General features: G+C 70.5%; 10 protein-coding genes. 3 read left to right on the top strand and 7 right to left on the bottom strand.

The genetic code is table 11. The features are described from left to right. Position 1 precedes the first annotated feature (1 nt). Positions 2-577 carry a copper resistance CopC family protein gene (locus BJP65_RS08045; protein ID WP_055832098.1) on the top strand — a complete coding sequence of 192 codons (576 nt, stop codon included), beginning with the start codon at positions 2-4 and terminating at the stop codon, positions 575-577. An 87-nt stretch (positions 578-664) separates the two neighbouring features. Here BJP65_RS08045 and BJP65_RS08040 read toward each other — a convergent pair whose 3' ends face one another. The 6 genes from BJP65_RS08040 to BJP65_RS08015 all read right to left on the bottom strand — a co-directional run bounded on the left by BJP65_RS08040 (position 665) and on the right by BJP65_RS08015 (position 8112). Continuing rightward, complete coding sequence (locus BJP65_RS08040) at positions 665-1540, bottom strand: neutral zinc metallopeptidase (RefSeq protein WP_055937582.1); 876 nt, start codon at positions 1538-1540, stop codon at positions 665-667. Between the two features lie 131 nt (positions 1541-1671). Then, positions 1672-2706 (bottom strand): LacI family DNA-binding transcriptional regulator, encoded by a 1035-nt coding sequence (locus BJP65_RS08035; protein ID WP_070408782.1) that lies wholly within the window; start codon positions 2704-2706, stop codon positions 1672-1674. A gap of 29 nt (positions 2707-2735) precedes the next feature. Further along, a complete protein-coding gene (locus BJP65_RS08030; protein ID WP_070409906.1) occupies positions 2736-3599 on the bottom strand; it encodes a carbohydrate ABC transporter permease in 864 nt (287 codons plus the stop codon). An 8-nt stretch (positions 3600-3607) separates the two neighbouring features. Beyond that, positions 3608-4546: a carbohydrate ABC transporter permease gene (locus BJP65_RS08025; protein WP_258027541.1), complete on the bottom strand. Its 939-nt coding sequence runs from the start codon at positions 4544-4546 to the stop codon at positions 3608-3610. Positions 4547-4612: 66 nt separating this feature from the next. Next, positions 4613-5932, bottom strand: a complete 1320-nt coding sequence (locus BJP65_RS08020; RefSeq protein WP_070408781.1) for an ABC transporter substrate-binding protein — start codon at positions 5930-5932, stop codon at positions 4613-4615. Further along, positions 5929-8112, bottom strand: coding sequence for a glycoside hydrolase family 36 protein (locus BJP65_RS08015; protein WP_070408780.1), 2184 nt, complete (start codon positions 8110-8112; stop codon positions 5929-5931). The genes BJP65_RS08020 and BJP65_RS08015 overlap by 4 nt, the downstream gene beginning before the upstream one ends. A gap of 144 nt (positions 8113-8256) precedes the next feature. On the opposite strand from BJP65_RS08015, the gene BJP65_RS08010 reads away from it, so the two are divergent. After that, positions 8257-10956, top strand: coding sequence for a hypothetical protein (locus BJP65_RS08010; RefSeq protein WP_070408779.1), 2700 nt, complete (start codon positions 8257-8259; stop codon positions 10954-10956). Between the two features lie 45 nt (positions 10957-11001). Here the strand turns inward: BJP65_RS08010 and BJP65_RS08005 are convergent, their stop codons facing one another. Beyond that, positions 11002-12216 (bottom strand): amidohydrolase, encoded by a 1215-nt coding sequence (locus BJP65_RS08005; RefSeq protein WP_070408778.1) that lies wholly within the window; start codon positions 12214-12216, stop codon positions 11002-11004. A gap of 484 nt (positions 12217-12700) precedes the next feature. On the opposite strand from BJP65_RS08005, the gene BJP65_RS08000 reads away from it, so the two are divergent. Beyond that, on the top strand, positions 12701-13894 hold the full coding sequence (locus BJP65_RS08000; RefSeq protein WP_070408777.1) for an NAD(P)/FAD-dependent oxidoreductase: 1194 nt from the start codon (positions 12701-12703) through the stop codon (positions 13892-13894). Positions 13895-13962 lie beyond the last annotated feature (68 nt).

Here is a 13962-nt window from a genome sequence, read left to right as displayed (position 1 = left end):
CGTGCGGGCACCGCGCGCCCTCGGGCGCTCCCTGGCGGTCGCGGCGATCGCGCTGGGCGCCGTGCTCGGCGGGGCTCAGGCCGCGTCGGCGCACGACAGCCTGGTCTCGACTTCGCCCGCCTCCGGCGACACGGTGTCGACGGTGTCGGAGGTCACCCTCGACTTCAGCGCCAATCTGCTGGGGTACGACGGCGGCAACATCGTCGTCGTGCTGGGACCCGACGGCCGGCACTACGAGGCCGACTGCGTCGCGCTCGCCGGGCCCACGCTGAGCGTGCCCGTCGAGCTGGGGGCACCCGGCGACTACACGGTCGAATGGCGCGCGGTGTCGTCCGACGGGCACCCGGTCTCGGGGACCTTCCCGTTCACCTCCACCGCCGCGGGCACGTCCGTGGGGTCGGACGACTCGCCCTGTGCGAGCGCCGTCGGCTCCGCGGCTGCGCCGGCCGAGTCCGCGTCATCCGAGACCGGCGGACCGTCGGGCCTCACGGTGGGGCTCCTGGTCGGCGGCGGCGTCGTGGTTCTGGTGGGCGTGCTGGTCGTCGTTATCGTGCGCACGCGTCCGCGGGAGGAGTGAGCCGGTGGCCGGGGAGCGCTGCTCCCCGGCCACCGTTCGCGGAAACGTGTCCAGTGGGATGCCGCACCCGGGCGCCGGGGGCGCGACCTACAGGCTCTGCCCCGGCACCGAGAACGTGTCGCAGGCGTTCACGCCGCCCTCACGCCCGGTGTCGAACCAGCGCTGACGTTGCTCGCTCGAGCCGTGCGTCCAGCTCTCAGGGTTGATCGCCCCGCCCGATTCCGCCTGGATGTGGTCGTCGCCGACGGCCGAGGCCGCGGCCAGCGCATCCGTGATCTGCTGCTGCGTGGGCGGCTCGAGGTACGGGGTGCCGTCCTCGTCGACCTGCTCGCCCGCCGCGGCCACCCAGGCCCCCGCGTAGCAGTCGGCCTGCAGCTCGGTGCGCACGCCGTTGCTGTCGGGACCTGTGCCGTCGTTCGGGTACTGCTCCATGACGCCGGTGAGGTTCTGCACGTGGTGGCCGTACTCGTGGGCGAGCACGTACAGCTGGGCCAGCGGGCCCGCCGTGGTGTCGTACTGCTCGCGCAGCAGGGCGAAGAACGTGGGGTCGACGTAGACCGTCTGCTCCGGCGGGCAGTAGAAGGGCCCGGTGGCGTTCGAGGCCGTGCCGCACTGCGTCGAGGTGGCGCCGTCGACGATGATCAGCTGCGGCGGGGTGTACCCGTCGAGGCGCTCCTGCCAGAACTGGTCGACGCTGAGCGAGGCGGCCGCCAGTCGACACGAGTCGTCGGTGTTGGCATCCTGGCCCGTCTCACAGCTCGTCAGGGCCTCGCCCCCACCCGCGGGGGCCGCGGGCGCCTGACCGCCGCCGATGAGCCCGGTCAGGTCGGTGCCGGTGAACAGCGAGAAGAGCAGCACCACGATCGCCCCGAGGCCGACCGTTCCACCGCCCACCGCGGCGATCGTGCCGCCGCGGCGCTTGGCGGTGTTGTTGCCGACGCGGGCGTTGTCGTTGAAGGTCACGTCCGACACCGTAACCGGGGTGGCGTCCCCGCGGGCAGGGGCTGGACTTCTCGGCCGCCCTGCTTCCGGGATGCGGGCGTCGCGCGCCGTGGGCGTCGAGCCCCCCGGAGCCGTCAGAACCCGGGGGAGCCTCAGCCGATGCGCCGCACCGCCGCGTCGGCGGGCGGCGGCGCGGTGCTCTCGCGCACGACGAGCTGCGGGCGCTCCGACGAGAAGCGACGCCCGGTCTCGCCGGCGATCTCATTGAGCAGCAGTTGCAGGCCGCGGCGGCCGAGGCCGGCGAAGTCCTGGTCCACCGTCGTGAGCGGCGGCGTCCACAGCGCGGAGAGCGGGTGGTCGTCGAAACCCGCCACCGAGATGTCGTCGGGAACCCGGCGGCCCGAGGCCACGATCCCGCGGATGACGCCCATGGCGATCTCGTCGTTGCCGCAGAACACGGCGGTGACCGAGGGATCCTCGGCGAGTCGCCGACCGATCTCGATCCCGGACCGCGGGTCCCAGGTCGCGTCGCTGAGCGCGGGGATGACCGCGCCGCGACGTTTGAGGGCTCGTCGCCAGCCGGTCGTGCGTCCGTCTTCGCGGCGCGAGGGGGGCACGCGCACATGGTGCACGGTGGCGTGCCCCAGATCGAGCAGGTGGTCGGTGAGTTCTTCGGCCGCGCGCGACTCGTCGAGCACCGCCTGCCGCAGACCCGACTCGCGCACCCCCGACAGCGCGACCAGCGGCAACGACACCGGGATGCGGTGCAGGGCGGCGACACCGGGCGGGTCGAACTTGAGCACGCAGACGCCCGCGAGCGGCTGGGCCAGGGTCGCGGCGATCGCCCGGTCGATCTCGCCCTCGTCTGTGCTCTCGACGACGGTGATCATGACCGTGTAGTCCTCGGCGCGGGCGGCCTCTTCGATACCGCGGATGGTCTCGGCGTAGCCGTACTGCGACGTGTCTCCGGCGATGACCGCGATGACCTGGGCCTTGCGCGACGCCAGCACCCGGGCGGCGGCACTGGGGCGGAAGTCGAGGGCCGCGATGGCCGCCTCGACGGCCTCGCGCTTCGACGTGCTCACCTTCGCCGCGCCCGTGAGCACCCGCGAGACCGTGGGAACGGACACCCCCGCGCGCGCAGCCACGTCGGCGATCGTCGCCGCCTTCGTGCGGGGGGTGTCCATCGTGCTCCGTCGGTGTGGAGCGGCGAAGGTCATTTGACGGCGCCGCTGGTGATGCCCGAGATGATCTTGCGCTGGGCCACCATGAAGGTGATCAGCAAAGGCAGGCTCATCAGAATGATGTAGGCGAAGATCAGATGCCAATTCTGAAGGTACAGACCGGCGCTCGCCACCTGGTACAGGTTCAGCGGGAGCGTGTCGAGCCGGCCGCCCACCACGAACAGCGCGTAGAAGACGTCGTTCCAGATGTACAGGCAGATCAGGATCGTCGCGGTGGCGAGCACCGGCATGAGCAGCGGCAGGATGATCTTCATGAAGACGCGCACCGGCGAGGCGCCGTCGACGCGAGCCGCCTCTTCGAGTTCGAGCGGGATGGTGCGCACGAATCCGGTGACGAAGAAGATCACCGTCGACATGTACATGCCCATGTACACCCCGATCATTCCGACGGCGGTGCCGGCGAGACCGAGCTGACGCAGCAGCAGCACGATGGTCACGACCGCCGGGGGCAGCACGATGCCGCTGATGGCGAGGGCGTAGACGAAGGCCAGGCCGCGCGAGCGTCGCCGACCGAGGATCCACGCGGCCATAGAGCCGAGGATCAGCACGCCCAGTACCGCGGGCACCATCACCAGGACGCTGCCCCCGAACGCGGCCAGCATGCGGCCGTCACCGATGACGGTGGCGAAGTTGTCGAACAGCCGCCATTGCGAGGGGAGGGCGAGGGTCGGAACGAATGCCTCGGCCTGCGTCTTGGATGCCGTGACGACGGCCAGGTAGAAGGGCACGCCCAGCAGCGCCACCGCGGCGACGATCGCCGCGACCGGCTGGAGCCAGCGCGCGAGCGGCGTGCGGCGCCGGGGCGGGCGGCCGGCGCGACCGGTGGTGAGGGTCATGGTCTGAGTCACAGCACGTCCTCCCGCTTGCGCAGAATCCGGATGACGGGGAAGGCCAGCAGGGCCACGACGAGGAAGAGCACGAGGCTCATGGTCGTGGCTTGGGCGAAGAGCCCCTGGCCGAAGGTACGGAAGATGAAGATGTTGAGAAGCTCGGTGGTGCCGCCGGGGCCTCCCGCGGTGGTCGCCTGCACGATGTCGAAGCCGTTCATCGAGCCCAGCAGCGCGGTGGCGACGTTGAAGGTGACCGCGGGAGCAATGAGGGGGAAGCGGATGCGGCGGAAGGTGGTCCACCAGCCCGCCCCGTCGAGGCGAGCGGCTTCGAGCACGTCGTCGCTGATCGTCTTGAGTCCGGCGAGGTAGATCAGCATCGACAGCCCCATCCACTTCCACGCGTGGATGAGGGCGACCACGACGATGGTCCAGGTCGTGCTGCCCAGCCACGCGACGTCGATGTTCTGGCCCGAGATCGCACTCAGGATGCCGTTGAGCGCGCCATCGGGCTTGAGCATCGCCTGGAAGATGTAGCCGACCGCGAGGGCCGACATGATCACCGGCACGAAGAAGGCGACTCGCAGAGCGCGGTTGGTACGTGTGTCCCGTTCGAGCAGCAGCGCGAGGGCCAGGCCGAACAGGTTCTGGAACACCGCGACGAGCACGGCGTAGACGAGGGTGACCGTGAGGGCGTTCACGAGCGCCCCGTTGGAGAACAGCGAGACGAAGTTACCCGTGCCGATGAAGTCGATCGAACTCTTGAAGCTCGACCAGTTGGTGAAGGCGTAGACGAAGTTGAACACCGTCGGCACGGCGAAGAACACCACGAGGACGGCGAGGGCGGGCAGAAGGAACCACAGGGGGTGATCCTTCTTGTGTCGTCCTCGCGAGGGGACGTGCGCCGAACGCGGCGGCGGCGTCACCGCGCGGGGACGCTCGAGGGTCGAAGTCATTCTGTGCTCCTCGCCGAGAAAGAAGGGGTGGGGCGCCGGGTCGGGTCCCGGCGCCCCGGGTGGGTGTCAGAAGCCGGGTGCGCCGATGGCCTTGGCGAGCTCTTCGAACTGCGCCTGGGTGGCCTCCGCGACCTCCGTGGGCGTCTTCGTGCCCTGGATCATGTCCCCGAGGTTGAGGTAGAGGTCCGGGTTCGCCACGGCCTGGGCCTGCATCGAGGGCACCGCGGAGCCGAGCGAGTCGCTGACCGACAGCAGTGCGTCGGGCACCTCCGACGACGACGACACGCCCGTCTGAAGCGACACCGTCTTCTGCGCGTTCACGAAGTCCTGGTACCCGTCCCCGAGCCAGTACGACAGCAGCTGACGTGCGGCGGCCTCGCGAGTGGCATCCCCGGTCTTGAACGCGACGAGGGCGTTCGCCTGGTCGGGGATGAAGGTGCCGACGTTGCCCGAGGGCGAGATGGGGAAGAAGCCGATCTTCTCGTTCAGCTCGGCGGTGTCGGCGAGCGACTGCAGCTGGCCGAAGTACGAGTTGACCTGCACCGCCATGGCCGCGTCGCCCGAGAGCAGCGCCGGACCCTGGTCCTCGAAGGTCGCGGTCTTGAGGTCGGCGTTGAACAGCCCCTCCTTGATGAGGCCGTCGTACGTGTCGATCGCCCCCTGGATGGTGGGGCCGGTGAACTTCTCCTCGTTCGCGTTCACGCGATCCCACAGGCCGTCCTCGGCGGCGTCGGCCAGCTGCACCTGAACCCACCACTGCGTGGCCCAGGGGGTGCCGCCACCGAAGTCGAAGAAGGGCGTGACGCCCGCGGCCTTCAGCTGGCGCGCGGTGGCGAGGAACTCGTCCCAGTTGCCCGGCGTTGCGGTGATGCCCGCCTTCGCGAACACCTCTTTGTTGTAGTAGACGCCTTCGACGGCGGGGGTGCTGATGAGTGCCGCGTAGCGGGTGCCGTCGAGGATGCCGGTGATGTCCTTGAGCGCCGGGGTGTAGGCGTCGACGAAGGGCGCCCCCTCGAGCGACTGCAGGTTGGTCGTGGCGTTCAACGCGGTCAGCTGCGACGCGGTCGGCTGCCAGAACGCCAGGTCGGGCTTGTCGCCCGTGGCCACCTTGGTCTGCACACTCTGCTCGTAGGGGTCGGGGATCGTCACGACGTCGACCTTCGCGCCGGTGGCCGCTTCGAATCCCTTCACGACGCTGTCGGGCACCGTGTTCGAGTTCTGCGCGGCCCAGATCGTCAGGGTGGTGCCGTCGAGTTTCGCGTCCTGCGCGGGCCAGTCGGCGGGACCGGCGGCGGCGCCGCCGCCGGCTCCCGGGTCCGAGCAGCCGGCGAGTGCGAGGGCCGCGACGGTGGTGAGCGCCGCGGCGGCGATGAACCGCTTCTTCATTGAATTGCTCCTTGGATGTGATCAGTGTGATCTGGTGCGGGCGTCGGTGTCGAACCGGTGGGCCGTGTCGACAGACGCAGGGTGCGCGCGGCGAGGGGGCCATCGGTGCCGCGCACGTGGAGGGTTCCCGTTCCGGCATCCCATTCGGTATGCCAGGCGGGGAGGTCCAGGGGGAAGACCGTGGTCACCTCGACGTCGGAGCCGACGAGGTGGGGGAACGAGAGCGTGATCTCATCGGGGCCGCTGCGCCGCCAGACCGAGACGATCTCGCCGTCACCGGTGCGCAGACCGAGGGCGAGCCAGGCGTCGTCCCAGCGGGGGAGGCCGAGCGGCCAGTCGGGGTGCGCCCCCGCGATCTCGCCGCGCAGGTCCTTCGCCACGGCGATGGCCGACGCCACCCGCTCGCGCTGCGCGGCGTCCATGCGGTTGAGGTGGCCCGAGACGTAGAAGCGTCCGAGCAGGCCCGTGACGAGGCAGAACGTCGACTCCTCGGCATCCATCTCGGGCTGGGGGTAGGCCCAGCTCGCCGCCTGCTCGGGGAGGATCGACAGGGGCGCGGCCACGGCGATCGGGGGGTACTTGCGGAAGTCCTGCTGGTCGGACGTCGACTGCATCGCCAACCGCGAGAGCATCGCGTAGTCCATGCGCATCGCGCCCGAGCTGCAGTTCTCGATCACGAGGGTCGGATGACGATCCAGCACGCCGTCGAGCCACGCGAGCACGGCGCGATTGTGCTGCAGCAGGCCGTCGCCCACGCTGTCGGCGTCGCGGTCGGTTCCGGGGCCGGGGTCGATGTTGTAGTCCATCTTGAAGAACCCGATGCCGAAGTCGGCGATCAAGCGGTCGACGACGGCATCGAGGTGCGCGCGGGCGGCGGGATGCCGCAGGTCGAGGTGGAACCGGTCGTGCTCGACGACGCGCTCGCCGTTGCGCTGCAGGAACGCCTCCGCGGGCAGCCGATCGGCGAGGGGGCTGCGGATGCCGATGACCTCCGGTTCCAACCAGAGCCCGGCGACCATGTCGTCGGCGTGGATCGCGTCGATGACCTCGGCGAGGCCGCCGGGGAAGCGCGTGGTCGAGGGCAGCCACTCGCCGACCGTGTCCCACCAGTGGCCGGAGTCGTCGTACCAGCCGGCGTCGATGCAGAAGACCTCGGCGCCGACCTCGGCCGCGGCGCGGATGAGGGGCAGGAGCTTGGCGGTGGTGGGGTCGCCGTCGAGGGTGTTCATGTAGTCGTTGAAGACCACGGGCATCGCGGCGTTGTCGGGATGGGGTCGTCGGGTCGCCCGCCGGTGGTCGGTGAGGGAGTCGATCGCCGCGGTGCCGGAGGGGCCGAACGCGACCGTCACGGGAACGCTCGCGAAGATCTCGGCCGCGCCGAGCACGCGCGACCATCCGGAGTCGGCGTCGGTGGGCCCGGACAGTGCCAGATAGCCGCCCCGGGTGTCTTCGCCGATCTCCCAGCGCCAGGCCCCGTTGTGCTCGATCTGCCACGCGAGCGCCAGACCGGCCGACGTCGATTCCAGGATGCCGGTGGGCAGCCGGTGCGCCGTCGACCACGTCCCTGTGGAGACGGCGGCCCGTGCGCCCCGCGGGTCGTGGCCCGTGAGGTGCTCGGCGAGGGGAACGAAATCGGGGCCGCGCAGGGGAGTGCGCGTCCACCGACCCTCTCCGAGCCAGTCGCTGACGCCCGTGACGCGTTCCCAGCCGGAGAGCGCGTCGAACGCGTCCCGCTCGGTGAAGCCCGACACCCACGACGCCACGGCCCGCAGCACGATGCGGCCGGTGCCGACGTTCACGACCCGCACGCGGCTCGCGATCGCGGCGATGCCGTCGCGCACCGTCAGCTCGAGGATTGCCTCGAGGTCGCCCGAGCGCTGCCGCACCGTGAGCGTGCGCGCGTCGGCGTTCGTCGTCTCGGTGTGGTCCACGTAGCGCATCCGCGCGCCGTGCTCGGTGTGCGCCAGCCGCCCGGACGCCGGACGGTGACCCGCGTCGGCGGTCAGCACCTCCACGAACGGGAGCCGGTGCACGGGGATCGTGCGACCGGCGACCGTGATCGCGGTGCACGACACGGGTGATTCGGCATCCCACTCGAGGGTGATCGTCACCAGGTCGTTGCCCCACCCCAGGGTCGGGGTCGGCGCCGGGCCGGTGGCCGCGGGCTGCATCGTCGTCATTCGTCTCTCCGTCGTGTCGAACTGTCGAGGACGCTAACCGAGTTTGAAAGCGTTATCAAGTCCGATCTTGAAACCGCTATCAAACCCGGTTACATTTCCCTCGGGCGCAACGCCGCGCCCTCTGATCGATGGAGACAGACCCCGATGAGACACCCCCGATGGATTGCCGCGAGCGTGGTCGGAGCCACCGTGCTCGGAACGCTCGCCGCCGTCGCCGCACCCGCGACGGCCGCCACCACCGACACCCTGACCGTCGACTTCGCCACGACGACGGGCGACTTCCGCGGTGGGGCGTCCGGCACGCTGTACGGTCTGGGCGACGAGGGCGCCCCCACCCAGGCGCTGATCAACGGCGCCCACATCACCAACACCTCGCAGAAGGCGCCCTACGGGACGCAGCACCCGAGCGGTGACTCCCTCAAAGTCGAGAAGGGGTTCTTCGCCAAGAGCGGCACCCAGCTCGACATCTACGTGCAGGACTACTACCCCGACTGGGCGTACAACGCCGGTCGCCGCCCCGGCGACGACCGCACGTACAACCAGGTCGACGGGTCGTACACGACGCAGCCCAACGGCGTCTGGGACTACCTCGAGGTCGTCGAGTTCGTCACCGAGGCGGTCGCCACGAAGTCGGCGTACCCCGACAAGTACGTCTTCATCCCCTTCAACGAGCCCGACGGCGGCAATTGGTACGCCGACGGCAACGTCTTCGCCCAGCAGTTCCTCCCCGACTGGAAGGCCGCCGTCGAGAAGATCCGGCAGGTGTACGCCCGCCACGGTCTCGGAGACCCCGTCATCGGAGGCCCGGGCGATGCGGCGTGGCGCGCCGACCGCACGGCGACCTGGCTCGACTACGCGAAGCAGACCAACACCCTGCCGCAGTTCATGATCTGGCACGAGCTGGGGATCGACAATCTCGCCACCTACCGCTCGCACTACGCCGAGTACCGCAAGCTCGAGGCCGACCGCGGCATCTCCCCGCGCCAGATCAACATCACCGAGTACGGTCTGCTGCGCGACATGGGCGTTCCCGGCCAGCTCATCCAATGGTTCTCGATGTTCGAGGACACCAAGGTCGACGCGCAGACGGCGTACTGGAACTACGCCGGCAACTTCTCCGACAACTCCGCCCGCCCCAACGGCGCCAACGCGGGCTGGTGGATGTTCAAGTGGTACGGCGACCTCGCCGGCAGCAAGACGGCCAAGGTCACCCCGCCGCAGCTGAACGTCGCCGACACGCTGCAGGGGATCGGCGCGATCGACGCCACCGACAAGAAGGCGACGGTGCTGTACGGCGGCTCCGGTGCCGACACCGTCTCACTGAACCTCACCGGTCTGGGCTCGAACGTCTTCGGCTCGCGCGTCGACGTCGAGGTGCGCGAGGCCCCCCTCTCGGGTGCCGAAGGCCTCGCGGCCACTCCGCGTGTGGTCACCACGCTCTCGGGCGCGACCGTCACCAACGGCGCCCTCCAGGTCAGCGTGCCCAACTACGACCGCTACGCCGGCTACCAGGTCGTCGTCACGCCGCAGCGCGACGCCGTCCCCACGACCGCGCAGGTCTGGTCGACCTCCGTCGAGGCGGAAGACACTGCGCTCACGGGCGCCCGCGTCTACGACCAGTCGCCCACCGGAAACGGCGGGTGGATGTTCCTCGCCTCGCACGGTCGAGACGTCGGCTCGTTCAACAACGCCGCATCGAAGGCGGACTGGAACGTCACCGTGCCGCGCGACGGCACCTACCGGTTACAGGTCATCGGCGCGACGCCGGGCACCCCGGGGCGGCATGCGCTTTTCATCGACAACGCCACTCCCACGACGGTGCAGTACACGGCCGACCTCGCCCTGAACGACAACAGCAAGTGGAAGTACCGCGGCAGCGCCGAGGTGCAGGTCGCGCTGAAGAAGGGCACGCACACGCTGTCGTTGCGGGCGAGCGCCGACGGCTCGACCGTGCTGCCGAACTCCGACATCACGCTCGACAAGTTCGTGCTCACCGACGTCACCGACGGCGAGGCGACGGTCTACCCCGCCTCCACGATCCGTCTGGCCGGCACAGCCGCGCTGTCGTACGTCTCCGGACGCCGCGGTGCGGCGACGGTCGGCGCGAACGGACGCGCCGACGTGTACGCCACGGCCTTCCAGCCGGGCTACTACGACGTCAAGGTCGACTACCGCACCACCGCGGCATCCGATCTCGCCGTCGACGTGAACGGTCGCCGCCTGGCGACGGGCACCGCGGCGTCCGCGGGAACCTGGTCGACCACGGCCCGCGTGCACCTGTCGGAGGGCATCAACGAGATCGAGGTGCGCTCGCAGGCGGGCATCGCCCTCACGGCGGTCACCACCACCCGCGTCGCGTCGGCGGACACCGCCGCGATCAAGGTCGAGGCCGAGTCGGGTACCCGTGCGGGCGGGGCGCGCGTCGGCTCGTATGGCGCGGCCACGGGCTCGAACGTGTCGAACGGACAGTTCGTCGGCAACCTCGGCAACGCGGCGGGCAACACGCTCAGCATCTCGCGGGCGCCGGGCTTCGATGCGGCCGGTGACTACGACGTCGTCGTGAAGTACGCCAACGCCGAGGTGTCGGGACGCCACGACTACAACCCGCAGGTCGTCGACCGACGCCTGCAGGTGACCGAGGCCGGGAAGGGCAAGGTGGGCGAAGGTTACTTCCGCTACACGTACGCCTGGAACAGCTTCTGGGAGCGCACGATCCCCGTGACCCTGTCGACGACGAACGGGGCGATCGTCCTCGGCAACGACGGCCCGTGGGCCCCCGATGTCGACTACGTCGTCATCGCCCCGGCCCGCCTCGGACAGCCGTCGACGGTGAAGGTCGGCTGACGCAGCTGCCCGGGAGGCGCCCGCACCCGAGGGTGCGGGCGCCTCTCAGTTCAGGAACTCCCGCGCCGCCACGACCAGGTTCTCGACACCGCGGTCGATGGTCGGCTGCATGACGGGCGCGAAGTACGGCGAGTGGTTCGTCGGGATGTCGCGCTCGAGGGTGCCGCCGGCCAGGGCGTCGGCGAAGGTCTGCGGGTCGACGCCGCCCCAGAACCAGAACACCAGCGGAGCGCCCGACTCGCGCGCGAACCACGACACGTCCTCGCTGCCGGTGAACATGCCCGGGTTGACGACGCCGGCCTCGCCGAACGCGCGGTGGAATGCTCCGGTGAGCCGGGCCGTGGCATCCGGATCGTTGATCGTGGGGGGAAGGGTGTGGTCGGTCGAGATGGTGGGGGTCTGCTCGGCTCCGGATGCCTCGGCCTCGGCGCGGATGATGCGCTCGACCTTGCTCATCACGCGCGCGCGGGCGGCGTCGTCGGGGTAGCGCAGGCTGAGTTCGAGCTTCGCCTCGGCCGGGATGATGTTGTTCTTCAGTCCCGCGTGGATCGAGCCGACGGTGACGACGGCGACGTCGCGCGGGTCGACCTCGCGCGAGACGACGGTCTGCAGGCGCATGACGGTGGCCGCAGCCATGACGACGGGGTCGATCGTGGAGTGCGGGCGCGACCCGTGACCGCCGCGACCGTGCAGCACCACGGTGAGACCGTCCGAGGCCGCCATCTGCGTGCCCGGACGCACTCCGATGACGCCGGCGGGCAGGGGGGTGACGTGCTGACCGAGCACGATGTCGGGCTTCGGGTAGCGCTCGAGCACGCCGTCGGCAATCATCGCCTGCGAGCCGGCGCCGTACTCCTCGGCGGGCTGGAACACGGCGACGACGGTGCCCGACCACTCGTCGGTCGTGGCGACGAGGCGTTCGAGGGCGCCGATGAGCGCGGTGACGTGCATATCGTGCCCGCACGCGTGCATGACGGGAACGGCGTTGCCGGCCGGGTCGGTGCCGCGCGCGGTGCTGGCGTAGGCGAGGCCCGTCTGCTCCTCGACGGGCAGGCCGTCCATGTCGGCGCGGAGCCACACGACGGGGCCGTCGCCGTTGCGGATCGTCGTGACCACGCCCGTGCGCCCCACGCCCTCTTCGACCTCGAGACCGAGGTCGGTGAGGTGGCGCACGATGACGCCGGCGGTGCGCGTCTCTTGGAACGACAGCTCGGGGTGCGCGTGCAGGTCGGTATACAGGCTTTCGAGGTCGACGCTCATGGATCGAGCCTAGTTCGCGCCCGCGCGTCCGTGTGGGGCTCCCGCACGCGCCGCGCTCCGGCCCCGCCGTGCCCGGCGCTATGCCGTGCCCCGCCCCGCCGTGCCCCGCGCCGGACACAGGTCCGGCGCCCCCCAACCGTCGAGTGTCCAAGACACGCCGCGTGTGTGGGGGCGGGTGCGGCGTTTCTTGGACGCTCGACGCAGCTTCGTCTCCGGGGGATGCGGCGTTACCCCCCTGTTGAGTGTCCAAGGCACGCCGTGTGTGCGGGGGCGGGTGCGGCGTGTCTTGGACACTCGACGCAGCTTCATCTCCGGGGGATGCGGCGCTACCCCCCTGTTGAGTGTCCAAGACACGCCGTGTGCGCGGGGACGGATGCGGCGTGTCTTGGACACTCAACAGGGGTTCGCGGGGGCGGCGATACCGGATGCCGTGGGGCCCCGCAAGCCGTCCGGTCCGGCCGGGTGCGACGGCGACGCTGATCGCATGACCACCACACACTTCGACTACCTCATCGTCGGCGGCGGAATGGTCGCCGACACCGCCGCCCGCGGCATCCGCGAGATCGACCGCGACGGGTCGATCGGCATCCTGAGCGACGACGTCGACGAGCCGTACACGCGCCCGGCCCTGAGCAAGAAGCTGTGGACCGACGACGAGTTCACGTGGGACAAGGTGCCGCTGGGCACCGCCGACGACACCGGCGCCGACATCCGTCTGCGCACGCGCGCGACGGCGATCCGCCCCGACGCGCACGAAGTGGATGCCGACGGCGAGACCTTCGCGTACGGCAAGCTACTCGTCGCGACCGGCGGAAAGCCGGTGCCCCTCCCCGTCGAGGACCGGTCGAACGGCGAGCGGGTGCTGTCGTTCCGCACCGCCGAGGACTACCGCCGCCTGCGGTCTCTGGCGCAGGACGTCGACCGCATCGCCGTCGTCGGCGGCGGGTACATCGGCTCCGAGCTGGCCGCGGCCCTCGTGCAGAACGGCGTCGACACCGTGCTCGTCCACACCGGGGCCGTGCTGGGCGACGCGGTGTTCCCCGCCGCGCTGGCGGAGCGCTTCGAGAAGCTCTTCCGCGACGCGGGGGTCGAGATCGTCGCCGGCTCCAAGGTCGAGGGCGGAGAGGCGGATGCCGCGGGCGTGCGGCTCTCGCTCGAGAACGGCGACGAGGTGCGCGCCGACGCCGTGGTGAGCGGCCTGGGCATCGATGTCGCGACCGACCTCGCCGAAGGCGCGGGGCTCACGGTCGACGACGGCGTCGTGGTCGACGCGCAGCTGCGGTCGTCGGCCGACGACATCTGGGCCGCGGGCGACGTGGCCAACTACCCCGATCGTCTGCTCGGGCGCCGCCGTGTCGAGCACGTCGACAACGCCAACGCGCAGGGCACGGCCGCGGGTCGCAACCTCGCGGGTGCCGCCGAGTCCTACACGCACACGCCCTACTATTACTCGGCCGTCTTCGGCATCCGGTACGAAGCGGTCGGAACCCTGGATGCCGAGCTCGAGACCGTCGAGGACTGGATCGACACCGAACGGGGCGTCGTCTACTACCTCGACGACGGCCGTGTCGTGGGCGTTCTGCTGTGGAACGTCGAAGAGGCCCGCGATGCCGCTCGAGCGGTGCTCGCCGACGCCGACACCCTCACGCGCGACGACCTCGTGGGGCGCATCCGCTGACGGTGGCGCGGGCCACGGGGCTTTCTGCCCGTGGTCTGCTCGGCGGCGGCGTATCCGCGCGGCGCGGG

It is taken from the genome of Microbacterium sp. BH-3-3-3 (assembly GCF_001792815.1).
Lineage (GTDB): Bacteria > Actinomycetota > Actinomycetes > Actinomycetales > Microbacteriaceae > Microbacterium.
This window is presented reverse-complemented; position numbering and strand designations above follow the sequence as displayed.

What these genes read in the sequence shown, in the direction of transcription:
- BJP65_RS08035 (WP_070408782.1), bottom strand. Translation starts at nt 2,706, where the DNA reads ATGGACACCCCCCGCACGAAGGCGGCGACGATCGCCGACGTGGCTGCG.
- BJP65_RS08030 (WP_070409906.1), bottom strand. Translation starts at nt 3,599, where the DNA reads ATGACCCTCACCACCGGTCGCGCCGGCCGCCCGCCCCGGCGCCGCACG.
- BJP65_RS08025 (WP_258027541.1), bottom strand. Translation starts at nt 4,546, where the DNA reads ATGACTTCGACCCTCGAGCGTCCCCGCGCGGTGACGCCGCCGCCGCGT.
- BJP65_RS08020 (WP_070408781.1), bottom strand. Translation starts at nt 5,932, where the DNA reads ATGAAGAAGCGGTTCATCGCCGCCGCGGCGCTCACCACCGTCGCGGCC.
- BJP65_RS08015 (WP_070408780.1), bottom strand. Translation starts at nt 8,112, where the DNA reads ATGACGACGATGCAGCCCGCGGCCACCGGCCCGGCGCCGACCCCGACC.
- BJP65_RS08010 (WP_070408779.1), top strand. Translation starts at nt 8,257, where the DNA reads ATGAGACACCCCCGATGGATTGCCGCGAGCGTGGTCGGAGCCACCGTG.
- BJP65_RS08005 (WP_070408778.1), bottom strand. Translation starts at nt 12,216, where the DNA reads ATGAGCGTCGACCTCGAAAGCCTGTATACCGACCTGCACGCGCACCCC.
- BJP65_RS08000 (WP_070408777.1), top strand. Translation starts at nt 12,701, where the DNA reads ATGACCACCACACACTTCGACTACCTCATCGTCGGCGGCGGAATGGTC.